A 20667-nucleotide genomic window follows, 5' to 3' on the forward strand; every position below is an offset into this window, starting at 1 on the left:
GTAAAGGATGCGAAAATAAGGTCTATAGACCCGCTTGAGCCTTTGGGGTCACCTCCCTATAAGGCGCGCCAATCCTTAGGGGTGTCTCGCCCCGTACCACGACCAAGCCTACTGGGGTGATGATGAAACTTATGGGATGGGTAATCGCGGCGGCCGCAGCCTTCATGGCGCCGAACGCGATGGCTGCGGCCACCGAAACGGTCGAGCCGACCGCCGACACCGCTGCCGAAACGGCCGTTGCGGTCGACACCGGAACCGAGATCGAAGGCGCCTACATGCCGCTGACCCCCGAACCGGCGGTCGGCATTCCCGACGGACGCATGGGCCTTCAGGACCAGTATACCGACATCGGCCAGCAGGCGGCGGACTTCCACAATAACTGGCTGCTCGTCCTGTGCGTGGTGATCTCGATCTTCGTGCTTGCGCTGCTCGGCTATGCGATGATCCGCTTCCGCCGTAGCGCCAACCCGGAGCCCAGCCGCACCAGCCACAACACGATGATCGAAGTGATCTGGACGGTCGTGCCGGTGCTGATCCTGGTCGCCATCGCGGTGCCCTCGATCAAGCTGATCAACGCCCAGTATAACGCTCCGCCGGCCGACGTGACGGTCAAGGTAATCGGCAACCAGTGGTACTGGACCTACGAATATCCCGACCATGGCGTCGATCTCGTCTCGAACATGCTCAAGGAGCAAGACGACCCGACGCTGGCCGAGGGCGCGCGCTATCGCACCGACGCGGACGGTCCCGCGCTCCTCGCGGTCGACGAGCGCATCGTCATTCCTGCGGGCAAGACGGTGAAGTTCCTCGTCACCTCCGCCGACGTGATCCACGCCTTCGCCGTCCCGGCCTTCTGGACCAAGATGGACGCGGTCCCGGGTCGCATCAACGAGACCTGGGTCAAGGTCGACCGTCCGGGCGTCTATTTCGGCATGTGCTCCGAACTGTGCGGCGCGCGTCACGGCTACATGCCGGTCGCGGTCGAAGTGGTTCCCGAAGAGCAGTTCAACGCCTGGGTCGCCTCGAAGGGCGGTTCGCTCCCGGGTGTCGAACTGGCCGCCGAAGACGCCGAATCGGAAGCAGACGCAATTGAAGCTGGCGATGAAGCCGGCGCTGAAGAAGCGGCCGAAGCCGCTGTCGAAGCCTAAACGAGAGAGACGAATCAATGGCAACCACCGCAGACGCGCTCCCGCTTCAGGCACATGACGACGCGCACGCGCATCACGACGCGGACCACAAGCCGGGCTTCTTCGCCCGCTGGTTCATGTCGACCAACCACAAGGATATCGGGACGCTTTACCTGATCTTCGCGATCGTCGCGGGGATCATCGGCGGTGCCTTCTCCGGCATCATGCGCCTCGAACTGGCCGAGCCGGGCATCCAGTATCTGAACACGATGGGCTGGCCCTTCGGCGCCGGTTCGGACGCGACCTTCGACCAGGCTCTACATCACTGGAACGTGCTGATCACCGCGCACGGCCTGATCATGGTCTTCTTCATGGTCATGCCCGCGCTGATCGGCGGCTTCGGTAACTGGTTCGTACCGCTTATGATCGGCGCGCCCGACATGGCCTTCCCGCGCATGAACAACATCTCGTTCTGGCTCACCGTCGCGGCGTTCGTCCTGCTCCTGGGATCGGCGCTGGTGCCGGGCGGCACGGGCATGGGCGCAGGCACCGGCTGGACCGTCTACGCACCGCTGTCGACCAGCGGTTCGGTCGGCCCGTCGGTCGACATGGCGATCTTCTCGCTCCACCTTGCGGGTGCCGCCTCGATCCTGGGCGCGGTCAACTTCATCACCACCATCTTCAACATGCGCGCGCCGGGCATGACCCTGCACAAAATGCCGCTGTTCGTTTGGTCGGTGCTGGTCACCGCCTTCCTGCTGCTGCTGGCGCTGCCGGTGCTCGCAGGCGCGATCACGATGCTGCTGACCGACCGTAACTTCGGCACGACCTTCTTCGATGCCGCTGGCGGTGGGGACCCGATCCTTTACCAGCACCTGTTCTGGTTCTTCGGCCACCCCGAAGTGTACATCATGATCCTGCCGGCCTTCGGCATCGTCAGCCAGATCATCGCCACGTTCAGCCGCAAGCCCGTCTTCGGCTATCTCGGCATGGCCTACGCCATGGTCGCGATCGGCGTCGTCGGCTTCGTCGTGTGGGCGCACCACATGTTCACGATCGGCATGGACGTGAATACCAAGATGTACTTCACCGCCGCGACGATGATCATCGCGGTCCCGACCGGCGTGAAGATCTTCAGCTGGATCGCCACCATGTGGGGCGGCTCGATCACCTTCGAGACGCCGATGCTGTGGGCGATCGGCTTCATCTTCCTGTTCACCGTGGGCGGCGTCACCGGCGTCGTGCTCGCGAACGGTGGTGTCGATAACTACATGCACGACACCTACTACGTGGTCGCGCACTTCCACTACGTGCTCTCGCTGGGCGCGGTGTTCGGCCTGTTTGCCGGTTTCTACTACTGGTTCGGGAAGATGAGCGGGAAGCGCTACAACGAGTTTCTCGGCAAGCTGCACTTCTTCGTGATGTTCGCAGGCGTGAACATCATCTTCTTCCCGCAGCACTTCCTCGGCCTCGACGGCATGCCGCGCCGTATCCCGGACTATCCGGAAGCCTACGCGGCGTGGAACGAGATCTCGAGCTACGGCTATGTCATCATGGCCGCGAGCATGGTGATCTTCTTCGTCAACGTCTTCTGGTCGTTGGCCAAGGGCAAGCCTGCGCCGGACAATGAATGGGGCGAAGGCGCGACGACGCTCGAATGGACGCTTTCGAGCCCGCCGCCCTACCACCAGTTCGAAACGCTGCCGAAGATCGACTAGTCTTCGACACGGCAAGAACAAGGAAGAGGCCGTCCCGAAAGGGGCGGCCTTTTTCGTCTCGGCCACCGAGGCGCGGTTTGGTGCGCAATGCCTGCTTCCCAACTCCGGCCAAAGTTCGTAACGCAGGTTAGTCACCAAGTCTGGCGGCCCGTTTGCTTTGACCATCGAACCAGGGGATTCTCCATGACCATTCGTGACACCGCCCGTAATTTCTTCGATGCCTGCGAGACCGGGAAAGGGTGGGACGGCTGCCGCCAATATTGCCACGACAATGCGACCTTCGCCGCCCAGGCGGACATCGTCGACGGGATCGATACGCTGGCCGACTATACCGATTGGCTTGCGAGCATGTTCGTGCCCTGCCCAGACGGACATTACGAGCTGACCGGCTTTGCGGTCGACGAGGATCGTCAGAAGGTCATCGGCACGGGAATCTTCAAGGCCACGCACACGGTCGATGCCGGGAACGGGCCGCCGACGGGCAAGAGCGTCGCGGCAGACTATGCCTACATCATGGAATTCGACGGCGACAAAATCTGCCACATGACCAAGATCTGGAATGACGGTCATTCGCTGCGCCAGCTCGGCTGGGCAGAATAGCCGGCAATTCCACGCTTTTCAGCGCTTCCTCATCTTTTGCTCATGGCTTTCACGGGGTGATCGGCCACGACAGGAGCATCTCAACGATGCAGAGGAATGACCAATGACAAAATCGATCAATCAATGGCGGATCTACCTGTGGACCGCGCTCGCCGCCCTGCTTGCGCTGCCCGCCATTGCCATGATGGCCGGCGCAGAAGGCGTTGCCTGGGGCCCGGGCGACTTCCTGATCATGACCGTTCTGCTCGGCCTGCTGGGCCTCGGCATCGAGTTCGTCAGCCGGGTGTCCAAATCGGCGCGCGGCAAGGCGGTCGGCATTGGCGTCGCCGTGCTCGCCTTTCTGTGGTTGTGGGCGGAACTGGCCGTCGGCGTGTTCACCAACTTGGGCAGCTGAGCCTATTCCTCGATGCGGGTCGCCGACACGATTTCGATCGGGTCGGCGATCATCTGGCCCTTCATCGCGCCCTCGCCCGCTTCCGGATCGACGGGCGCGTTGAAGATGGCCTCGACCACGTCCATGCCCTCGATGACCTGACCGAAGGGCGCGAAGCTCGCGTCGAAGCTTTCGACCGGCGAGAGCATGATGAAGAAGTCGTTGCGCGCGGTGCCCGGGCCGGCATTGGCCATCGAGATGGTCCCGCGCTCATGCTTGAGCCCGGTATCGGCGCTCGCTTCATGCTCGATCGGCGGGAGAAGTTTGCTGCCGTCGCGCACGCCGCCCTGGATCAACCCGCCTTCGCCAAACGGCATGGCGCGGTAGAATGGCTGGCCGTCGAGCCATCCTTTGTCGAGATAAGCGAGGAAGTTGGCGACGGTGATCGGCGCGCGCCCCTCGTCGAGCGCCAGCACGATGTCGCCTTTTTCGGTCGACAGGCGCACGCGGACGAGCTGCTCTACCGATGCCGCTTCAGGCGCGGCTTCCTCCATGAATGCGCTTGGTGGCGGAGACCCGGCCGGCCTTGCCTCCTGCGCTGAAGCGGGGGCGGCAAAGAGGCTGGCGGCGGCAATGGCCGCAAGGGCGAGACGATTCGTCATGGCTTCATCCTATAGTGCGAAACGGCTTGACCGAAGCTGAAGCTTTTTTTCGTGCGCACAAGGCCTTATAGGCCCGCGCAGTGACTCAAAGCTCCACCCCCATCGTGATGGACCCGGCATTGATGCCCGCGTCCCCGCGCGACCTGTTCGCCCTCACCAAGCCGAGGGTGATGAGCCTAGTCGTCTTCACCGGCCTGTGCGGACTGATCGCCGCGCCGATAGCCATGCCATGGGTGCTCGCTTTTACTGCGGTGCTGTGCATCGCGGTCGGCGCTGGGGCCGCCGGGGCGCTCAACCAGTGGTACGAGGCCGACCTCGACGCGAAGATGAAGCGCACCGCGGGCCGCCCGCTTCCTGCCGGTCGCATGACCCGCGAGACAGCGTTGCATTTTGGCGTAGGGCTCAGCTTCTTCTCGGTCATCCTCATGGGGTTCGCGACCAACTGGCACGCCGCGCTGTGGCTCGCCATTTCGATCCTGTTCTACGTGATCATCTACACGATGTGGCTCAAGCGTCGGACGGCGCAGAACATCGTCATCGGTGGCGCGGCTGGCGCCTTCCCGCCGCTGATTGGCTGGGTCGCGGCGACGGGCGAGCTTGCGCTGCTGCCGGTGCTGCTGTTTGCGATCATCTTCCTGTGGACGCCCCCGCATTTCTGGGCGCTGAGCCTGTTCATCAAGAGCGATTACGGCAATGCCGGCGTGCCCATGCTCCCGGTCGTCTCGGGGTTGAAAGCCACGCGCATCCAGCAATTCGTCTATACGCTGCCGATGGTCGCCGCCGCCATCGCCCCGTGGCCGCTGGGGCTGGTGGGTGCGATCTACGGATGGGCGAGCGTCGCGCTCAACGCCGTCTTCCTGCTGCTGTCGCTCCGCGTGCTCTTGAACACGGCCCAAGAGCCATCGGGCATGAAACCCGAAAAACAGCTATTCGGCTTTTCGATTCTATATCTCTTCGTGCTGTTCGCAGCGCTCGTTGTCGACAGGATGCTCCTTTCATGACCCAGCCCACCGACGAACAGATCCGCGCCGTCCAGAAGGCGCGCTCGCGATGGACCGCCTTGCTGTTGATCGGCTTCGTGATCCTCGTCTTCGGGATCACCATCGCCAAGATGGCAGTCGCCGGCTGATGAGCGAACTCGCGATCCAGGATGCCAACAAGAAGGTCGCGCTGCGCATGGCGCTGTTCGCGGCGGGCATGCTCGCGCTCGCCTTCGCCAGCGTCCCGCTCTACCGCATCTTCTGCCAGGTGACCGGCTTTGGCGGTACGACGCAGGTCGCCGACACCGCGCCGGGTGCGATCGAGGGCGAGATCGGGGTGCGCTTCGATTCGAACGTCAACGGCGTGCCGTGGCGGTTCGAAGCGCCCGAGAAGGTCCGCATCGCCCCGGGGGCACGCACCGTCGTCAACTATACCGCCGCCAACACGCTCGCACGGCCCACCACCGGCACCGCGACCTTCAACGTGTCGCCCGTCCAGGCCGGCCAGTATTTCTCCAAAATCGAGTGTTTCTGCTTCACCGAGCAGACGCTGCGCCCGGGCGAGAAGGTGGAGATGCCCGTGATCTTCTTCGTCGATCCCAAGATCGCCGAGGACCCGCTCACCGCGCATATCGACGAGATCACCTTGAGCTACACATTTTTCCCGGTGGAAAATCCTTCCACCAGCGGCTAGAGCCGCCCCAACGAGTCAACAGGACGAGATTTCATGGCCGGTAAGACCAACCACGACTATCACATCCTCCCGCCCAGCCCCTGGCCCCTGATCGGGTCGCTCAGCGCCGTCGCGCTGACCGGTGGCGGCGTCATGTGGATGAACGACTATGCGGGCGGAAGCTTCGTGTTCCTGCTCGGCCTGATGGGCGTGCTGGCGACCATGTTCCTGTGGTGGCGCGATGTCATCGCCGAGGCGCATGCGGGCGATCACACCCCGGTGGTTCAGCTGCACCTGCGCTACGGCATGATCCTCTTCATCGCGTCGGAGGTCATGTTCTTCGTCGCCTGGTTCTGGGCCTTTTTCGACGCCGCGCTCTTCCCGAGTTCGGTCGAGGCGATCGGCGGCACCTATCCTCCCGCGGGCCAGGAAGTCATCGACCCGTTCGGCTATCCGCTGCTCAACACGCTGATCCTGCTCTGCTCGGGCACGACCATCACCTGGGCGCATCACAGCCTCATTCACGGCAACCGCGACGGGCTCAAGAAGGGCCTGCTCGCTACGATTGTGCTGGGCCTGATCTTCACCGCGATCCAGGCGTACGAATATGCCCACGCGCCGTTCGCCTTCTCGAACATCAACGGCGGCAACATCTACACCGCAACCTTCTATATGGCGACCGGCTTCCATGGCTTTCACGTCATCGTCGGCACCATCTTCCTCGTCATTTGCTACCTGCGCGCGCAGAAGGGCCACTTCACGCCCAAGCAGCATTTCGGCTTCGAAGCGGCGGCCTGGTACTGGCACTTCGTCGACGTCGTGTGGCTGTTCCTGTTCGTGGCGGTTTACGTCTGGGGCAGCTGGGGCGCCCCGATCCACTAAGGTGGGCGACCACGAGATCACCAATGGCGGCGGTGGGCCTACGCTCGCCGCCGCTTCCTTTTCGGGACTGTGTCCGCGCTGCGGCGAGCGCACGCTGTTCGACGGCGTCGCGAAACTGTCCGACCGATGCCGCGCCTGCGATCTCGACTTCGAGAAGTTCAACGTAGGCGACGGCCCCGCGGCCTTCCTCATCTTGATTCTGGGCGCGATGATCGCGGTCGGCGCGATCTGGGTGGAGCTGGCCTTCGCGCCACCGTTCGCGGCGCATATCGTGTGGCTACCGATCCTGGTCGGCCTGACACTTCTGGGCCTGCGTTGGGGGAAGGCGGCCCTGCTGGTGCAAGAATATCGCACCGACGCGCGTGAAGGGCGGTTGCGCAAATGAAGTGGCTGACCCACCTGATCGTCGCTGCCGCCGTCGCGACCATGATCGGCCTTGGCCTTTGGCAGCTCGAGCGCAAGGCGTGGAAGGAAGAGTTGCTGGCATCCTACGACGCGGCGGCGGGACTGGACGCCGTTCGCTACCCGATCGAGCCCACCGAATCACCCTACCCGCTCTACCGCCGATCCTCGCTGACCTGCGACCGCGTCGAGGATTGGCGGCATGAGACGGGCGCAAACGAGGAGGGCGAGATTGCCTATGTCCACGTGGCGGAATGCCTCGTGGGCGAACGTCGCGCTGCAGTCGAAATCGGCTGGAGCCGCGAACCGGTCGCGGGCACCGACTGGCAGGGCGGCGAGGTCAGCGGCCTGATCGGGACCGACGCCAAATTCGGCGTGCGCCTCGTGTCCGATACCGGATTGGCGGGGCTCCAGACGAGCAAGGAGCCCGATGCCTCCTCCATCCCCAACAACCACCTCGCTTATGCTGTCCAGTGGTTCGCCTTCGCGCTTATTGCGGGGGTGATTTACGGGCTTGCGCTTACCAAGCGGCGGCGTGATGAGGCGTCGTCATGAGCGAACTTTTCACCCTCGTCACCGAACCGTGGGACGCGTGCACGCTGCTCGACAGCGGTAACGGGCGCAAGCTCGAGCGCTATGGCGACGTCACCGTGATCCGGCCCGAGCCGCAGGCCATGTGGGCGCCGGCGAATTCGGACTGGCAGGCCGATGCCGAATTCGTGCCGGGTAGCGATGCCGAAGGCGGCGGGCGCTGGAACGCCACGCCCAAGGTGCCGGGGGTGTGGGAATCAGCCCGTGGAAACGTCAAATTCCACGCCAGTTTGACGCCTTTTCGACACCTCGGCTTTTTCCCCGACATGGCGCCGCATTGGGATTTTGCGCGCGAACAACTTTCGGGGTTGTCCGACCCGCAATTTCTCAACCTGTTCGGCTATACCGGGGTCGGCACGCTGCAGGCCGCCGATGTCGGCGCGCATTGCGTGCATGTCGATGCATCGAAGAAGTCTGTCGAGGGCGCGCGGCGCAACGCCGAGCTATCAGGCATGGCCGACAAGCCCATTCGCTGGCTGGTCGAAGATGCAGGCAAGTTCGCGGCGCGCGAGGTGCGGCGCGAACGGCGCTATGACGGCATCATGCTCGACCCGCCCAAATTCGGACGTGGACCCAAGGGCGAGCGTTGGCAGCTGGAAGAAGGACTGGCACCGCTCGTCAATAACTGCGCCAAGCTGCTGGATGCCGACAGCCGCTTCATGATCCTGACCGTCTATGCGGTGCGGATGAGTGCGCTAGCGATCGGAGAGCTGGTCGCCCAGGCGACCGCGCACCTGCCCGGCCGGGTCGAGATGGGCGAGATGGCGGTGCGCGAGGAAGCGCGCGGCCTCACGCTGCCGACCGCGATTTTCGCCCGCTACGTCCGCGACTAGGTCCGCGACGCGCGGATCGCGGCGCCCGCCACGAACGGGCTCCCTGCCAACAGGATCAGCGACATGGCCGCGACGAGCTGGAGCGCGCCCATCGGATCCGTGCCGCTTGCGCCGACGCCGAAGATCAGCAGCGGCACGGCCAACGGCAGGGTCAGCATGCCCGCAAGCGCCGAGGCCCGCGGAAGCCCCGCGGTCAACGCGGCCACGGCCACGGTGAGCCCCGCCAGGCCGGGCGTCCCGATCGCCAGCGCCAGCAACAAGTGGCGCAGCTGCTCGCCGTCGAGCGCGAGCAGGGCCGCCGCGGGAAAGCAGGCGATTAGCAGAAGCGGCGCGAAGGCGAGCCAATGGGCAATGATCTTGGCGCTCGCTACCATCTCCTCGCTCGCCCCCTTGATCGCCAGCTGGTCGAGCGTGCCGTCCTCGAGGTCCGGCGCGACCAGCCGGTCGACGGGGAGCAAGGCGGACAGGAAGGCCGCGACCCACACCATACCGGGACCGACCCGCGCCAGCGTGCGCGCGTCGGGACCGATGGCGAAGGGCACCAGCGTGACGACCAGCAGGAAGAAGACGATCGGCAGCCACGCGCTGGAGACCAATGCGGCGCGAAGGTCGCGGACGATGAGCCGGCCCATCACAGCGCAAGGCTCCGCCAGTCGCCCGCCATCGGGACATGGCTTGCCGCCAGCACTGCCCCGCCATTGTCGAGATGATTTCGGACTGCCGTGTCCAGCAAGCCTACTGCGTCCTGGTCGAGCCCGTTCAATGGTTCGTCGAGCAGCCAGAGCGGCGCGTCCGATGCGACCACGCGCGCCAGCCGGGCGCGCTGGCGCTGTCCGGTCGACAAGAGCCGCACTGGCACCTGCCCGATCTCGAGCCCCATCGCGGCCAGCGCCGAGGAACGGCGCGCGGGATCGTCGATCCAGAATGCGAGCGCCCGGTCGAGCGAGAGCTCGCGGTCGAGCGCGAGCTTTTCATCGGCCAGCGCACAGTCGGCGCGATCGATACTTCCCGCGGCCGGCGCAAGCAGCCCCGCCACCAGCCGGATCAGGCTCGATTTACCGCTGCCGTTAGCGCCGGTGACGTGCACGGCCTCGCCAGGATGCAACGTCAGGTCGAGTCCCTCGAAGAGCATCCTCCCGCCGCGCAGGCAGGCCACGTCCATCATGGTGAGCAGCGCGCTCAAACCTGCTCCTCGAGCGCGTGCATGTCCTCGTCCGAGAAGCCGAAATGATGGCCGATCTCGTGGATCAGCACGTGGCGGACGAGATGGTCGAGACGCTCGTTACCGCGCTCGGCCCACTCGTCGAGGATCGGGCGGCGAAAGAGGCGCACGCGGTCGGGCATGGTGCCCGAATGCTCGACGCTTCGTTCGTTGATCGGAAGCCCTTCGTAGATGCCGGTGAGCTCGAACGGATTTTCGATCTCCATTGCCTTGAGCGTCTCCGCATCGGCGAATTCCTCGACCTGCAACACGACCGCGCCCAAGTGCTGCGCGAAAGGCTCGGGCAACCCCTCCATCGCGGCGCGCGCGATTGCCTCCATCTCCTCTGCCGAGGGGGCTGTGCCGAAACGCTCGTCCATCGATTGGGGCTTATCGGCAGGGCGCTTGAAACGCAAAGCCTTCCCCCCTAAAGCCGCACGCGGCGCGGAGCGGTGGCCGAGTGGTCGAAGGCGCACGCCTGGAAAGTGTGTATACGGTAACCCCGTATCGTGGGTTCGAATCCCACCCGCTCCGCCATTTGTCCTTTTCCAGCCGTTCGCTGTCGTTCCCAGACTTGATTAAAAATCAAGGAATTCAAAGAAAAACTGTTTGCTGTTGTTTCTTGCCGTTTCTCGCCAGCCGCCTTACGGTGTGGGAAACAGTGTGGGAAGAACATGGCACGACTCACGGCAACGGCAGTCAAGGCAGCAAGCAATCCGGGGCGCTATGGCGATGGCGACGGGCTTTACCTCGTGGTCGGAAAAGGCGGGTCGAAAAGCTGGGTCGTGCGAGTCCAAAAGGATGGCCGCCGCCGCGACATTGGCTTGGGCAGTGCGAAAAAGGTGCCATTGAAATTGGCGCGGGAACGTGCGGCTGAAGTCCGCACCCAGGTCGAGATCGGCGTCGATCCCATTGCCGAGCGCAAGAAAGCGGCTGGCATTCCGACATTTCGCGAGGCGGCCATCAAGGTGCATGCCGAACAGAAGAAGGGGTGGAAGAACGCCAAGCACCGCGCGCAATGGCTTTCCACGCTGAAAACCTATGCCTTTCCCGCTTTTGGCGACCGTCCGGTCTCGCAGGTTACCGAAGCCGACGTGAGAGACGCGCTCATTCCAATCTGGCTGACCAAGGGCGAAACGGGCCGGAGGCTCCGGCAGCGTATCAACACGGTGATCGATTGGGCGGTGGCGAAGGGGTATCGCGAGACGTCACTTGCCTTGCCTGTCATCGATAAGTCGCTGCCCAAGCAACGGGCAAAAGTGAAGCACCATCGCGCCTTGCCCTATGCGGAGCTTCCCGAGTTTTCCGTAGCCTTAAAAAACAAAGAGACAATCGGGCGGCTGGCCTTGGAGTTCGCAATCCTCACGGCGGCGCGATCGGGCGAGGTGCGGCTGGCGACGTGGGATGAGATCGACAAGAAGGCCAAGCTATGGACGGTGCCAGCCGAAAGAATGAAGGCGGGGCGCGAACATGTCGTGCCGCTGTCTGACGAGGCGCTGGACGTGCTTGAGCGCGCCAGGCCCTACCGACGTGGCGACAGCAACTTCATCTTTCCAGGGATGAAGCGTGGCCAGCCGCTGAGCGACATGACGCTGACCAAGGTGCTGCGCGACTTGGACGTAGACGCCACGGTCCACGGATTCCGGTCAACGTTCAGAGACTGGGTGGCGGAATGTACCGACTTTCAAGGCGATCTTGCAGAAGCGGCGTTGGCGCATGTCATCGCAGACAAAACTGAGGCCGCTTACCGGCGCGGGTCGATGTTGGAAAAGCGGCGCAAGATGATGATTCGATTTGGAGAATGGATGCAGTCCTGTTCGACGTGATCTTGAGCTTGTCATGTAGATGCGCGTCGAAGAACAAAAATATTTCTTGCTAGAATTCTTGGGGTTTTCTGCCGATTTTCTGAAACGCAAGGGTTGACGGAGCGTCGGGCACGGAAATGACTCTTGCGTACGAATCCTACTTTTCTCATCCTTTGTGTTGCCAGGATGTTCCCTGGTGAACATGCGCGGCCAAGGCCCGCGAAGGAGGAAAGATGGAAGTGCCTGAACTTTTGAATGAACGACTTTCTGGCGCGCTACAGCGTCGGAAGGACGACCGCCTACCGCGAGATCGCAGCGGGACGGTTGCGGATCCGGAAGCTGGGATCGGCAACGCGCGTTGCGCGCAAGGATGCCGAAGCCTGGGCGGCCAACTTGCCTGCACGTGGCGGGGAGGCTGCATGACCGACAGGCCACCAAAGGAAAGCCCCCCGGTCGCGGCAACGACCGAAGGGCATGAAAGTCCCCACTTGAAACCTTCGACCTCCCCTTACGCCAAAGAGGGCAATTTCTGCAAGCGGCTAAAGCGCGACATGCCCGTTTGTTATCGGCGTTTAATGGACCGTTGGAGCGTCAGGAAGCGCGATGCCCGCCCCTGGCACATGCAGAGGCCGTCAAAGCCGCCCAAGCGCGCTGAGCGAGTCCGCAAACGGCGTGGCGGCTGGACTCGTTCGTCGCAGTGCTCTTCGGTGATAATACAGCGAAAGAACAGCGAGAGCTGATCGGCTGGGGGCGGCGGGAAAATGCCTGTCGTCCCCACCTGATTTTCGACCAACTTGAAACTTGGACGCATGCGCCAATCCGCGCCTGTTAAAACAGGCGGGAAACAGGCCGTGCGTGAAGGATGGCACGCGCCTTGCAATCTTATAAGAGTAGGGGCTTATCCCCGCGCCGTCGCTCCAATTGGGGTGGTGCTCGTAACAACAAGAACCGTCGCAGCTGGTACCTTTCGCCAAAGCAGGCAAACATGCTGCAACTTGCGTTTGCGAGATCGATCGAACTGGGCGTGCCCTTTAATCGGCATTGGACGGTCCACCACGAGCGGGCAGGGATTACCAACGAAGATGGGGCCGCATTTGTTGGGCGCTTGCTCGCTCCTGCCGGACGCTACTGCCGGAGGCGGGATCGCTTTGCCGCCGCCTGGGTGCGCGAGAATGGTGACGGAAAAGGCTGTCACGTCCACATTGCCATGCATGTGCCTGAGACCGCGAAACTACGCGGCAATACGCGGCGCTGGATCGAACAGGCAGGCGGTACATGCCGCAAGGGAGTGAGCGTGGTGAAAGTTATTGGCGGGACGCTGGCCGCCAGCCGCGTGGGCGGTCCATTTTATGAAGCGAATGCCGATGTGCTCTTACGCTACTTCCTGAAAGGGGTGGATGCGGATTTGGGCAAAGAGCGCAGCTTAGAACTTTACGGCGAAGGCGGTCTCATCATTGGGAAGCGAGCCGGGCGAACGCAGAACTTGGGCTAACGTCCGCAATGGGGTGGAAAGCGGCCATTGAATAGCGATAAGACTGGATCCGACAATCAGCTAACCGAACAGTTCGCGGACGTTCATTAAAGTACGCACGTGGGCCGTCTGTTGATTGCCTTGTAGCGGCGCCTACCTGAAGCGGCCTAGCCGCAAGAATGAGGCATTTACCGGGGGCGCTTAGCTATAGTTTTGCGTACGGCAAGAGAGCTTGGCATCGTAGAGATTTCGCCGACAGAAGGAAGCCAAGTCTAGATATATTTCCTGCTCGATCATGGTCGATGCATTTTCGGCTGCCTTCGTAGCAGCTTCAAATTCTTTCTCGAAGACTCTCTTCCGAGACACACCCGTCCTTTCCTACAAGTCGAGTAGAAATACGGCCATAAAGTGGTCCGGGAACAGCTTCACCGGAGCAAGCGCCGTCGTAGTGCCTCTCGGCCGATGGACATCGCAGCTGTGACATGATCATCGGCTTCGGTGACAGTAGCAAGATGACCTAATATCTGCATCATGACATCGATGTCTTGGAGCTGACGCTGATACCTAAACATCAAGATAGGGTCGTTCGCCAATGAGTCGCCAAGACTTTCTAATCGCCGCTGGAGGCTTCTCATTTCCTCTGCGATCCGCGGCGAAAGCTTCGAACCGATCGAACACTGCTCTACTTCGAGTAAATTCGGAGCCACTCCTGCCCTGACCTGCGCGATCTTTGTGTCAACTTCTGCCTGTCCCCTTCCTCGCCGGCTAAGCCTTTCATAATCCGTAAATGGCTCGTCGAATGCGATTCCGGCTCTCGCCGCAGAAGACCAGGCGAGGCGGCAAGGAAGCGAAAAGTTCTTAATCTGCAATACAAAGGCAGACCCTAATGGTGCAGCGATATTCCCTACCAACAGAGCACCGCCGCGCGACACATCACGTATCTGCACCGGCTCTACTCGTGTTGCTGAGGCCAGCTTTCCAGCCATAAGGACGTTTGACCGAGCATCTCTGCGGCGGTTTTCGTCTTTCCTGCTCGTGTTGGCAAGCAGTGGTGCAATCGCGCTCATTCAACGAAAATATGTGACAAGGGGAAACGTCAGATTAGCAATCTGTTCAATTTGGTTAGATTGTTTGTTGTGAGGTCTTGGTCTGGGTCATTCTCCGCTAGATCGATTCTGGGACGTCAAGCTGACGACTTACTCGATGTCGGTAATCGGGCCGTTCGCTGTCCGGTCGATTGGGTTGGAAGCTGTCGCTGTAGAATTCATTCGAGCGAGGAGACATATGTCGCGAAAGGACAGTCAGTGTCGCTAACCGCGTAGATGCGACCTTCCTGTCAAAGCACCTGCTTTACGCCCCAATGTCTCGCCAGAACGAACAGATCATCGATCTTTGCTTAACCCGTCCGGATTTAATGATGGTTGGTCACGAAGGGCATCATCTCTCCACTGGATGCTCGACTTGCTTTTCACTGGTCCTGGAAAGCCTAGAGGCTCTCGCTGCTTAGCAACGAGAGCCTCTTTCATTTCGTCACCGATCGAGGGTCGCAAATTCATTAGGGCATCGTTTCCGATCTTGCCGCGATGGCCTGAAAAGGCACCGCTCAGGTCAACTCAATGCCTCCTTTTCGAGCGGCGCACCGCCCGCTTCCTCAAGGGCGTCGCGAAGACCTAACACCTGCTCTTTCGACCTCGAGCTGTAAGCTCGGACCCGCGCTGACCCTGTTTCAAGGATAAGATGATACTTCGGCGCGGAGCTCTCCAGCCAAGCCCGATATGCCACGATGCCTATGGCGCCAACGAAAACTGCTTCCAGCCATGACGGTGAAGTCAGGAAGAACAGCCCACCGACCAGAGCAAGCAGTCCAGCGATCAGCAAAGCGTTCCCTTTGCGGACAGTCTCCGTCTCGATAGCGAAATTGACGATAGCGTCGAGATTGAAGTCCTGGGGGCCAATCTCCACAACATCGCAGCCTATGGATAGCGCCCCCAATTGATCCTGTTTCATTCGCAGCCGTCGCCGTCATAGTCGACGACTTTATTGAGGGTGCCAGGATGTGCGGAGTGGGCAAGTAGCAAGGCCTCCCCCAAGACGATCGGCAAACAGAGCGCGAGCCAAATCGATCGAATCACGGAACTCTCCCACATTCGATTCGGCAGAGCTCTGAAACACCCATCTGTAACTTTGGTCAAGTTTTCACATGAGTGCGGCGTGACCGGTTGCCCCACCCCCAGATTGTCGAGGCCAAACGACGTGATATTCAATGAAGCGGTGACTTGAGTTGGGAGCTCATCCAATTTGCCGCTTGTCTCGCGCTGGCACGACGTTAGACTTATGATTGCTCGGTACCACCCAATCTGGTTTGGGGGCCGTCCGTTCTTAACTCGCTCACAAGAAACAGAACCTCTGGCGTGCCGCACGGTGAGCGGGTTGCACGGCGAAAAGCGTTCGTGGGGAAATTGCTCGACGAGCTTTATCGCTACGAACGCAAGGACGGCATTGAGATTGCGCCGATCGTTGCCTTGATAAGCATCTATCAGGCCCAGATATTTGGCTACCAAACGAAAATTCAGGACCTGATCTGCCACTTCGGCTCCTCGCCTCGACAGACCGCAGCTTTTACGGCGAGCCTACGCCGTCATGGCGTGATCGAGTATCGGGCCACGCACGATGGACGGCACGCCGTTGTTGTGACCGCCAAAGCGAAGGCGGAGCTAGATCGATATTTCGACAATCGGTTAGTCACTATGGATCAATAAGTCGGCTCATGGGTCGTTGCCAGCCTGGTCGGATTCGGGGTGGGAAGGAGACGCCGCGCAAATAGAACGAACGGAACAAGTTCCACCGCTAGGGCTAGTCGAACTGGACAGCCAAGGCGCAGCCGCGCTAGCCCCTGATGGGTTGTTACGTCTCCGATTCAAGATAGGTACTTATGTCTGCGTCCAGACTTCCGCTTCTTACCAATCCGGCGATACGCCTCATCATCACCATCGCGCTCATGGTCGGCGCTATGTTCGCCCCCATCGCCTTCCCATGGAAAGTGCCGTTATTCGCGGCGCTTGCTATGGTTGTTGTGTGGCTTGAGACGGGAAACTTAGAATGCATGGGGATTGGAAGGCGTCCGCTGCGTCCGACCGTGGGGTGGGCGATCGTCGGCTTCCTCCTGGTAGTTCTTCTCATTGCGCGAGGCATCATGCCGGTGATCGAAGGCGCAATGGGGATCGAGACCGACTATTCGGCCTATGGTGCTCTTAAGGGTAATCTCGAGTTAGTTCTCAAGCTTTTCGCTGGAGCTGCGATCAGCGCTATGATCGCCGAAGAGATCGTTTATCGGGGTTTCTTCTTCCACCAACTCACCGCACTATTCGGCAATGGCAAGGTAACACGCGCCGTGCTGATAATCCTCGGCGGCTTCGTTTTCGCGCTCCCGCACAGCGAGCAGGGAATGGTCGGCATGACGGCCGTCGCGCTCACAGGCATAGTTTTCGGCTGGCTGTTCTTCCGAGGCAACAAACGAAACCTGCTCACTTGCATGCTCGCTCACGCCATGATCGATGTTTGGGGCCTCTCAAGCCTCTATTTCGGCTGGTATTGAGAAGCGGAAATGGGAACTCTTCGAATGGGGGCCGGCCGACTGACAGATTAGGTGCGCGAGGTTGAGGCTTGGACCAATGTCCGCATCTGGGTCGTTAGCGGACAGTCCGCTCCAATCACCTGAATGGGTTTAGATACCAATACGCTCGCGGGCGCACGCGCGCGAGGGGAGGGGGTGGTCAAATCCTTGGGAGTTGCAAACCGTAAACCGGTCCCGCTCCGTCACGCTATCGCTAACACAGCTTTTTTCGACCGTCCGGAAACGACCCAATTGCGGACCTAAGCAATTCAGATTTTCTCAACGCTTCGCGCAAGAGTTTTGAAGCGAGTGCCATCGTCCTGACGAACGGTAATCGTCAGATTACCCCCCTTGCTGCGATTAAGGTCCTCCACCAGTCCTGTCTTGCCTTTGTGGACTCCGGCACTGACCTTGCATTTGTCGCCATTCACGACCTGCGTCTGCTCCTCGGGCATGAAATCCTCCTCACGCAATGAATTGATTTGGTCTTTGCTGATGCAAAATAGCTAGCACGGAGAACATTAGATTGCATTGAAGGTCCGCAAACTACCCCGAAAGCGACCAGGCAGCGAACGACCCCATTGCGGACGACAGTCGTCTCGGCGCTGTTGATCCTTTGCTGCACTTGAAAATCAGACACTCAGTCACCATGTAGTTATTAGCTACCAGTCGCAATCGACGGTCACTGCTTCCTCCGTTGGGAGCCCTCTCCTTCAGTTACGCCTTCTAGTTGCAACGGGCCTGCATCTGGCTCGCTGCCGTACGTGCAAAGGGGACTTCCTATGACAAGACTGCAGGCATTAGCCGTTGCGGCAGTTTACACCTTCGCTCTTGGCGGATGTGTTGGCTCCAACACGCCGCAGGATACAGGCGAGCGCATTTCTGAGCGAGGCAGCCAAATCAGTGAATATGGCGACGCATGGTCCGCAGGCCAAAGTGACGTCGAGCAGGGCGAGCGAACAATCGAGAAAAGCGACAAGACCATCAAGAGCGCACGAAAACAAAGGGAGGACGCCCTCGAGGCGCTTTCATCAGCGGACGACAAGTTGAGGATTGCTGAAGCGGAGAGGGCGACTGCCGAACAACGCATCGCGAATGGATACGAGAGCATGCGGCGTGCTGAGGAAAATTACGCTGCGGTAAGATCAGGGCCATCGGCACATGAAGATTCGGGTCCGGAGGATGAATAGAGTTCGACAGATAGTTAGACGTTAGTATGGATCCGTCCGACATCGTCGCGTTGTCGGACGGACCGCGTTCTTCAAGACCGCGCTGCAAGCAAGAGAGAACGTACCCTGCGTCTCTGTTGCATTTCGCACCCGACTCCCGAGGAGGGGTTTCGATGACCATCAATGAATTGCTCTACGACCATCAAAAGGCATTGCTGCGATATCAGCATTCCAGCCCTGCTGAAGAGCGCGAAGTGCACTGGGCCGACGCGGTGATTGCAGCGAGCCAACTAATGGAATGGCGTGAGGCAAACGGGGTCCAGCCGCACGGCTTGCCAGAAGGGACGACACCGCTCGGCAACACGACCATGATGCACAGCGGATCTATCGCTGCCCAACCTCGCGGCAGGCTAAACGAATGGGAGAACGAAGGCGGCGCATTGGCCCGGCGCGGTGTGCCGAGGCCATCATCGGATTTTATCGTTATGTCCGCCGGTCAGTTTTTTGTCGGTCAGAACCAGTTCGATAATCTTTCGGTTGCTGTGGCCTATACTCGGCGATACTGAGCCCGCCATTCGCGTCGATTGCTCGTCGTTTCTCTCTGAGAAAACTTCCAACAACCAAATAGATAGATTGGGGACGCGGCCATGCGAGACCTTAGCTACTTACTTTCTCTCGCAGGGATCGCTGTCATTGCGAGTGCGGCAGTTGCTTGGTCAGCCTGGTACTATCTTAACGACCGGCACCTGAACGACGGAAACACACGCTTTCGTTTCGGCCAACTCAGTGAAGGATTATACCTGATGGGTGCAGCGATTTGTGCAGTGGCAGCGATCGTCGCGATCATCGGATGGTTTCAGCGATGACTGCAGTCTGAAACTGGAGGGAGCGGCATTTCCTCTGACCAAATGCGGTGTCCGCTTCCCACCCCATTGCGGACATGGGGGGCAAATCGCTATGACGATGAAAGCGGACATCCCACCGCTCAAGTGAAGCGAGCTTGTTGTGGTAAGGAATGTGGGAAAGCTGACAAGTCAGTTTCTTTTTATCTCAATAAAACAATTAAATAGGCTGAAATAGGGGCAGACACCCGCTCCGCCATTTCCAATAGGGGGGACTGATGACCGAACCGACCTTGTCCGGCATTGCCACCGACCTCCTCACGCGGACCGCGTCGACGGCGCGGGTACAGGGTATCGTGCAGTTGAGCCTCGCCCCGGTCTTCCTGCTCGCTGCGATCGGCGCGATTCTGAACGTCATGAACGCGCGGCTGATCTGGATCGTCGACCGCGTCGAACGGCTCGAACGGCGCGAGGAAGGCGGGCATGTGAGCCGCGAAGTCGACGAACTGCCCGCGCTCCACCGCCGGCAGCATTATGCGCAGGTCGCGATCAACCTCGCGACAGCCGCGGCGCTGACGATCTGCGTCGTGGTCGCGCTCTTGTTTATCTCGGCATTCATTCGCCCGGCGATCGGGACAGTCGTTGCCATCCTCTGGATCTCATCCATGGCGCTGGTGTTCGGCTCGCTCTTCTACTTCCTGCGCGAGACGCAGCTGGCGACCAGCACCATTCGCGAACGCCGCAAGCTCGCCGAGAAAATCCGCGAGCAGGAAGCTAGCGCCGAAGACTGAGCAGCGCGTCGACGAAGACCTCCGGCACATCCTCCTGACAGAAATGGCCGCCGCCTTCGACGATGCGGTGCGGCTGGCCTTTCGCGCCGGGCACTGCCTTCTGGAAGAAGGAGTCGCCGCCTTTAGTGATCGGGTCCTGGTCGGTGAAGAGGGTGAGGAAGGGGCGATCGAAGCGGGCGAGGCCTTGCCATGCCTTCACATTGTCGATGGCGCCGGGGTCGTCTTCGCTGATCGGGACGAGCGCGGGGAAGGCGCGGGCGGCGGCCTTGTGCGCTTCGTCGGGGAAGGGCGCGTCGTAGGCGGCGGTCTCAGCGTCGGTTAGCTGATTGACGGTCGCGCGCTGTAGGAGAGGTCCTATGCGAAAGTCGGGGCTGGTGCGCGCAAATTCGCGCCAGGCGAGAAAAGCGTCGGCGGGTTTTCCCTTGCCGACGGGCAGGAAGGTGTTGGACGCGACGATGAATGCGAAGCGGTCGGGATCGAGCCCTGCGAGCCGCAACCCGAGCAGCCCGCCCCAGTCCTGGCAGAACAGGCCGATATCGCGAACATCGAGCGCGTCGAGAAACTGGCGCAGCCAGTCGGCGTGGCGCGCGTAGGTGTAGAAATCGATGTCGGCGGGCTTGTCCGACTTGCCGAACCCGATGAGGTCGGGCGCGAGGACGCGGCATCCCGCCTCGGCTAGCGGGCCGATCATGTGGCGGTAGAGGAAGGACCAGCTCGGTTCGCCATGGAGCAGCAGGATGACCGGGCCGTCGCGCGGTCCCTCGTCGACATAATGCTGGCGCGCGGTCAGCCCGTCGCCAATGTCGATGTCGAGATAATGGGGCGCGAAGGGATAGTCGGGCAGGTCGGCGAAACGGTCGTCGGGGGTGCGCAAGATATCCAAGGGCGCGAGCCTACGCCCATCACCGTCCAAAGCCCATTCGATTTTCACGCA

Annotated in this window: 27 protein-coding genes and 1 tRNA gene; 20 read left to right on the forward strand and 8 right to left on the reverse strand. The window is 61.0% G+C overall.

What is annotated here, in order from left to right:
• Positions 1 to 119 precede the first annotated feature (119 nt).
• From coxB to KTQ36_RS00465, 4 genes are all read left to right on the forward strand, one after another.
• Positions 120 to 1148: a cytochrome c oxidase subunit II gene (gene coxB / locus KTQ36_RS00450; RefSeq protein WP_255553902.1), complete on the forward strand. Its 1029-nt coding sequence runs from the start codon at positions 120 to 122 to the stop codon at positions 1146 to 1148.
• Between the two features lie 17 nt (positions 1149 to 1165).
• On the forward strand, positions 1166 to 2845 hold the full coding sequence (ctaD, locus tag KTQ36_RS00455; protein WP_218631833.1) for a cytochrome c oxidase subunit I: 1680 nt from the start codon (positions 1166 to 1168) through the stop codon (positions 2843 to 2845).
• Between the two features lie 183 nt (positions 2846 to 3028).
• Positions 3029 to 3445: an ester cyclase gene (locus KTQ36_RS00460; protein WP_218631834.1), complete on the forward strand. Its 417-nt coding sequence runs from the start codon at positions 3029 to 3031 to the stop codon at positions 3443 to 3445.
• A gap of 103 nt (positions 3446 to 3548) precedes the next feature.
• Positions 3549 to 3839 carry a hypothetical protein gene (locus KTQ36_RS00465; RefSeq protein WP_218631835.1) on the forward strand — a complete coding sequence of 97 codons (291 nt, stop codon included), beginning with the start codon at positions 3549 to 3551 and terminating at the stop codon, positions 3837 to 3839.
• Between the two features lie 2 nt (positions 3840 to 3841).
• On the opposite strand, the gene KTQ36_RS00470 is transcribed toward KTQ36_RS00465, so the two are convergent.
• A complete protein-coding gene (locus tag KTQ36_RS00470; protein ID WP_218631836.1) occupies positions 3842 to 4480 on the reverse strand; it encodes a peptidylprolyl isomerase in 639 nt (212 codons plus the stop codon).
• Between the two features lie 122 nt (positions 4481 to 4602).
• Between KTQ36_RS00470 and KTQ36_RS00475 the strand changes: the two genes are divergently transcribed.
• From KTQ36_RS00475 to KTQ36_RS00500, 7 genes are read left to right on the forward strand one after another with little or no spacing between them, the layout of a single operon-like run.
• On the forward strand, positions 4603 to 5481 hold the full coding sequence (locus KTQ36_RS00475) for a heme o synthase (protein ID WP_255553904.1): 879 nt from the start codon (positions 4603 to 4605) through the stop codon (positions 5479 to 5481).
• A complete protein-coding gene (locus KTQ36_RS11255) occupies positions 5478 to 5609 on the forward strand; it encodes a hypothetical protein (RefSeq protein ID WP_255553905.1) in 132 nt (43 codons plus the stop codon). Before KTQ36_RS00475 ends, KTQ36_RS11255 begins: the two co-directional genes overlap by 4 nt.
• Entirely contained in the window at positions 5609 to 6154 is a 546-nt protein-coding gene (locus KTQ36_RS00480) for a cytochrome c oxidase assembly protein (RefSeq protein ID WP_218631837.1), read from the forward strand. The genes KTQ36_RS11255 and KTQ36_RS00480 overlap by 1 nt, the downstream gene beginning before the upstream one ends.
• A 33-nt stretch (positions 6155 to 6187) precedes the next feature.
• A complete protein-coding gene (locus KTQ36_RS00485; protein ID WP_218631838.1) occupies positions 6188 to 7015 on the forward strand; it encodes a cytochrome c oxidase subunit 3 in 828 nt (275 codons plus the stop codon).
• A gap of 1 nt (position 7016) precedes the next feature.
• Positions 7017 to 7400, forward strand: coding sequence for a DUF983 domain-containing protein (locus tag KTQ36_RS00490; protein WP_345777643.1), 384 nt, complete (start codon positions 7017 to 7019; stop codon positions 7398 to 7400).
• Positions 7397 to 7972, forward strand: coding sequence for an SURF1 family cytochrome oxidase biogenesis protein (locus KTQ36_RS00495; RefSeq protein ID WP_218631839.1), 576 nt, complete (start codon positions 7397 to 7399; stop codon positions 7970 to 7972). Before KTQ36_RS00490 ends, KTQ36_RS00495 begins: the two co-directional genes overlap by 4 nt.
• Positions 7969 to 8841, forward strand: a complete 873-nt coding sequence (locus KTQ36_RS00500; RefSeq protein ID WP_218631840.1) for a class I SAM-dependent rRNA methyltransferase — start codon at positions 7969 to 7971, stop codon at positions 8839 to 8841. Before KTQ36_RS00495 ends, KTQ36_RS00500 begins: the two co-directional genes overlap by 4 nt.
• On the opposite strand, the gene KTQ36_RS00505 is transcribed toward KTQ36_RS00500, so the two are convergent.
• The 3 genes from KTQ36_RS00505 to KTQ36_RS00515 are packed head-to-tail and all read right to left on the reverse strand — an operon-like array spanning position 8838 to position 10422.
• Positions 8838 to 9473: a heme exporter protein CcmB gene (locus KTQ36_RS00505; RefSeq protein ID WP_218631841.1), complete on the reverse strand. Its 636-nt coding sequence runs from the start codon at positions 9471 to 9473 to the stop codon at positions 8838 to 8840. The two genes, KTQ36_RS00500 and KTQ36_RS00505, sit on opposite strands and share 4 nt — an antisense overlap.
• Positions 9473 to 10024 (reverse strand): heme ABC exporter ATP-binding protein CcmA, encoded by a 552-nt coding sequence (gene ccmA, locus KTQ36_RS00510; RefSeq protein ID WP_255553906.1) that lies wholly within the window; start codon positions 10022 to 10024, stop codon positions 9473 to 9475. Before ccmA ends, KTQ36_RS00505 begins: the two co-directional genes overlap by 1 nt.
• Positions 10021 to 10422: a metallopeptidase family protein gene (locus tag KTQ36_RS00515; RefSeq protein ID WP_218633749.1), complete on the reverse strand. Its 402-nt coding sequence runs from the start codon at positions 10420 to 10422 to the stop codon at positions 10021 to 10023. Before KTQ36_RS00515 ends, ccmA begins: the two co-directional genes overlap by 4 nt.
• A 66-nt stretch (positions 10423 to 10488) precedes the next feature.
• On the opposite strand from KTQ36_RS00515, the gene KTQ36_RS00520 reads away from it, so the two are divergent.
• The 4 genes from KTQ36_RS00520 (at position 10489) to KTQ36_RS00535 (ending at position 13339) form a co-directional block, all read left to right on the forward strand.
• A tRNA-Ser gene (locus tag KTQ36_RS00520) sits at positions 10489 to 10579 on the forward strand.
• A gap of 137 nt (positions 10580 to 10716) precedes the next feature.
• Positions 10717 to 11868 (forward strand): tyrosine-type recombinase/integrase, encoded by a 1152-nt coding sequence (locus KTQ36_RS00525; RefSeq protein ID WP_218631842.1) that lies wholly within the window; start codon positions 10717 to 10719, stop codon positions 11866 to 11868.
• A gap of 234 nt (positions 11869 to 12102) precedes the next feature.
• Positions 12103 to 12270, forward strand: a complete 168-nt coding sequence (locus KTQ36_RS00530; RefSeq protein WP_218631843.1) for a helix-turn-helix domain-containing protein — start codon at positions 12103 to 12105, stop codon at positions 12268 to 12270.
• Positions 12271 to 12832: 562 nt separating this feature from the next.
• Entirely contained in the window at positions 12833 to 13339 is a 507-nt protein-coding gene (locus KTQ36_RS00535; RefSeq protein WP_218631844.1) for a hypothetical protein, read from the forward strand.
• A 404-nt stretch (positions 13340 to 13743) separates the two neighbouring features.
• Here the strand turns inward: KTQ36_RS00535 and KTQ36_RS11525 are convergent, their stop codons facing one another.
• Positions 13744 to 14385, reverse strand: a complete 642-nt coding sequence (locus tag KTQ36_RS11525) for a PilZ domain-containing protein (protein WP_425600722.1) — start codon at positions 14383 to 14385, stop codon at positions 13744 to 13746.
• Positions 14386 to 14926: 541 nt separating this feature from the next.
• Positions 14927 to 15325: a DUF6232 family protein gene (locus KTQ36_RS00540; protein WP_218631845.1), complete on the reverse strand. Its 399-nt coding sequence runs from the start codon at positions 15323 to 15325 to the stop codon at positions 14927 to 14929.
• Positions 15326 to 15768: 443 nt separating this feature from the next.
• Here KTQ36_RS00540 and KTQ36_RS00545 point away from each other — a divergent pair, with 443 nt between their 5' ends.
• Positions 15769 to 16077, forward strand: a complete 309-nt coding sequence (locus KTQ36_RS00545) for a hypothetical protein (RefSeq protein ID WP_218631846.1) — start codon at positions 15769 to 15771, stop codon at positions 16075 to 16077.
• Positions 16078 to 16250: 173 nt separating this feature from the next.
• A complete protein-coding gene (locus KTQ36_RS00550) occupies positions 16251 to 16913 on the forward strand; it encodes a CPBP family intramembrane glutamic endopeptidase (RefSeq protein ID WP_218631847.1) in 663 nt (220 codons plus the stop codon).
• A 287-nt stretch (positions 16914 to 17200) separates the two neighbouring features.
• On the opposite strand, the gene KTQ36_RS00555 is transcribed toward KTQ36_RS00550, so the two are convergent.
• The gene (locus KTQ36_RS00555) at positions 17201 to 17386 is read right to left on the reverse strand and encodes a KOW motif-containing protein (RefSeq protein WP_218631848.1); all 186 of its coding nucleotides are present in this window, start codon (positions 17384 to 17386) and stop codon (positions 17201 to 17203) included.
• Positions 17387 to 17713: 327 nt separating this feature from the next.
• Here KTQ36_RS00555 and KTQ36_RS00560 point away from each other — a divergent pair, with 327 nt between their 5' ends.
• The 3 genes from KTQ36_RS00560 to KTQ36_RS00570 all read left to right on the forward strand — a co-directional run bounded on the left by KTQ36_RS00560 (position 17714) and on the right by KTQ36_RS00570 (position 19733).
• On the forward strand, positions 17714 to 18121 hold the full coding sequence (locus KTQ36_RS00560; protein ID WP_218631849.1) for a hypothetical protein: 408 nt from the start codon (positions 17714 to 17716) through the stop codon (positions 18119 to 18121).
• Between the two features lie 152 nt (positions 18122 to 18273).
• Positions 18274 to 18666: a hypothetical protein gene (locus tag KTQ36_RS00565; RefSeq protein WP_218631850.1), complete on the forward strand. Its 393-nt coding sequence runs from the start codon at positions 18274 to 18276 to the stop codon at positions 18664 to 18666.
• 554 nt (positions 18667 to 19220) lie between these two features.
• Complete coding sequence (locus tag KTQ36_RS00570) at positions 19221 to 19733, forward strand: DUF2721 domain-containing protein (RefSeq protein ID WP_218631851.1); 513 nt, start codon at positions 19221 to 19223, stop codon at positions 19731 to 19733.
• Here KTQ36_RS00570 and KTQ36_RS00575 read toward each other — a convergent pair.
• Positions 19717 to 20616, reverse strand: coding sequence for a haloalkane dehalogenase (locus tag KTQ36_RS00575; RefSeq protein WP_255553907.1), 900 nt, complete (start codon positions 20614 to 20616; stop codon positions 19717 to 19719). The genes KTQ36_RS00570 and KTQ36_RS00575 overlap by 17 nt on opposite strands.
• Positions 20617 to 20667: the final 51 nt, after the last annotated feature.

This window comes from Sphingomicrobium clamense, assembly GCF_019264355.1.
In the GTDB taxonomy this organism is placed as follows: domain Bacteria; phylum Pseudomonadota; class Alphaproteobacteria; order Sphingomonadales; family Sphingomonadaceae; genus Sphingomicrobium; species Sphingomicrobium clamense.

What these genes read in the sequence shown, in the direction of transcription:
- KTQ36_RS00485 (WP_218631838.1), top strand. Translation starts at nt 6,188, where the DNA reads ATGGCCGGTAAGACCAACCACGACTATCACATCCTCCCGCCCAGCCCC.
- KTQ36_RS00535 (WP_218631844.1), top strand. Translation starts at nt 12,833, where the DNA reads ATGCTGCAACTTGCGTTTGCGAGATCGATCGAACTGGGCGTGCCCTTT.
- KTQ36_RS00470 (WP_218631836.1), bottom strand. Translation starts at nt 4,480, where the DNA reads ATGACGAATCGTCTCGCCCTTGCGGCCATTGCCGCCGCCAGCCTCTTT.
- KTQ36_RS00465 (WP_218631835.1), top strand. Translation starts at nt 3,549, where the DNA reads ATGACAAAATCGATCAATCAATGGCGGATCTACCTGTGGACCGCGCTC.
- coxB (WP_255553902.1), top strand. Translation starts at nt 120, where the DNA reads ATGATGAAACTTATGGGATGGGTAATCGCGGCGGCCGCAGCCTTCATG.
- KTQ36_RS00560 (WP_218631849.1), top strand. Translation starts at nt 17,714, where the DNA reads ATGACAAGACTGCAGGCATTAGCCGTTGCGGCAGTTTACACCTTCGCT.
- ctaD (WP_218631833.1), top strand. Translation starts at nt 1,166, where the DNA reads ATGGCAACCACCGCAGACGCGCTCCCGCTTCAGGCACATGACGACGCG.
- KTQ36_RS00525 (WP_218631842.1), top strand. Translation starts at nt 10,717, where the DNA reads ATGGCACGACTCACGGCAACGGCAGTCAAGGCAGCAAGCAATCCGGGG.
- KTQ36_RS00505 (WP_218631841.1), bottom strand. Translation starts at nt 9,473, where the DNA reads ATGGGCCGGCTCATCGTCCGCGACCTTCGCGCCGCATTGGTCTCCAGC.
- KTQ36_RS00495 (WP_218631839.1), top strand. Translation starts at nt 7,397, where the DNA reads ATGAAGTGGCTGACCCACCTGATCGTCGCTGCCGCCGTCGCGACCATG.
- KTQ36_RS00565 (WP_218631850.1), top strand. Translation starts at nt 18,274, where the DNA reads ATGACCATCAATGAATTGCTCTACGACCATCAAAAGGCATTGCTGCGA.
- KTQ36_RS11525 (WP_425600722.1), bottom strand. Translation starts at nt 14,385, where the DNA reads ATGAGCGCGATTGCACCACTGCTTGCCAACACGAGCAGGAAAGACGAA.
- KTQ36_RS00555 (WP_218631848.1), bottom strand. Translation starts at nt 17,386, where the DNA reads ATGCCCGAGGAGCAGACGCAGGTCGTGAATGGCGACAAATGCAAGGTC.
- KTQ36_RS00500 (WP_218631840.1), top strand. Translation starts at nt 7,969, where the DNA reads ATGAGCGAACTTTTCACCCTCGTCACCGAACCGTGGGACGCGTGCACG.
- KTQ36_RS00530 (WP_218631843.1), top strand. Translation starts at nt 12,103, where the DNA reads ATGAACGACTTTCTGGCGCGCTACAGCGTCGGAAGGACGACCGCCTAC.
- KTQ36_RS00540 (WP_218631845.1), bottom strand. Translation starts at nt 15,325, where the DNA reads ATGAAACAGGATCAATTGGGGGCGCTATCCATAGGCTGCGATGTTGTG.
- KTQ36_RS00475 (WP_255553904.1), top strand. Translation starts at nt 4,603, where the DNA reads ATGCCCGCGTCCCCGCGCGACCTGTTCGCCCTCACCAAGCCGAGGGTG.
- KTQ36_RS11255 (WP_255553905.1), top strand. Translation starts at nt 5,478, where the DNA reads ATGACCCAGCCCACCGACGAACAGATCCGCGCCGTCCAGAAGGCGCGC.
- KTQ36_RS00550 (WP_218631847.1), top strand. Translation starts at nt 16,251, where the DNA reads ATGTCTGCGTCCAGACTTCCGCTTCTTACCAATCCGGCGATACGCCTC.
- KTQ36_RS00515 (WP_218633749.1), bottom strand. Translation starts at nt 10,422, where the DNA reads ATGGACGAGCGTTTCGGCACAGCCCCCTCGGCAGAGGAGATGGAGGCA.
- KTQ36_RS00480 (WP_218631837.1), top strand. Translation starts at nt 5,609, where the DNA reads ATGAGCGAACTCGCGATCCAGGATGCCAACAAGAAGGTCGCGCTGCGC.
- KTQ36_RS00570 (WP_218631851.1), top strand. Translation starts at nt 19,221, where the DNA reads ATGACCGAACCGACCTTGTCCGGCATTGCCACCGACCTCCTCACGCGG.
- KTQ36_RS00460 (WP_218631834.1), top strand. Translation starts at nt 3,029, where the DNA reads ATGACCATTCGTGACACCGCCCGTAATTTCTTCGATGCCTGCGAGACC.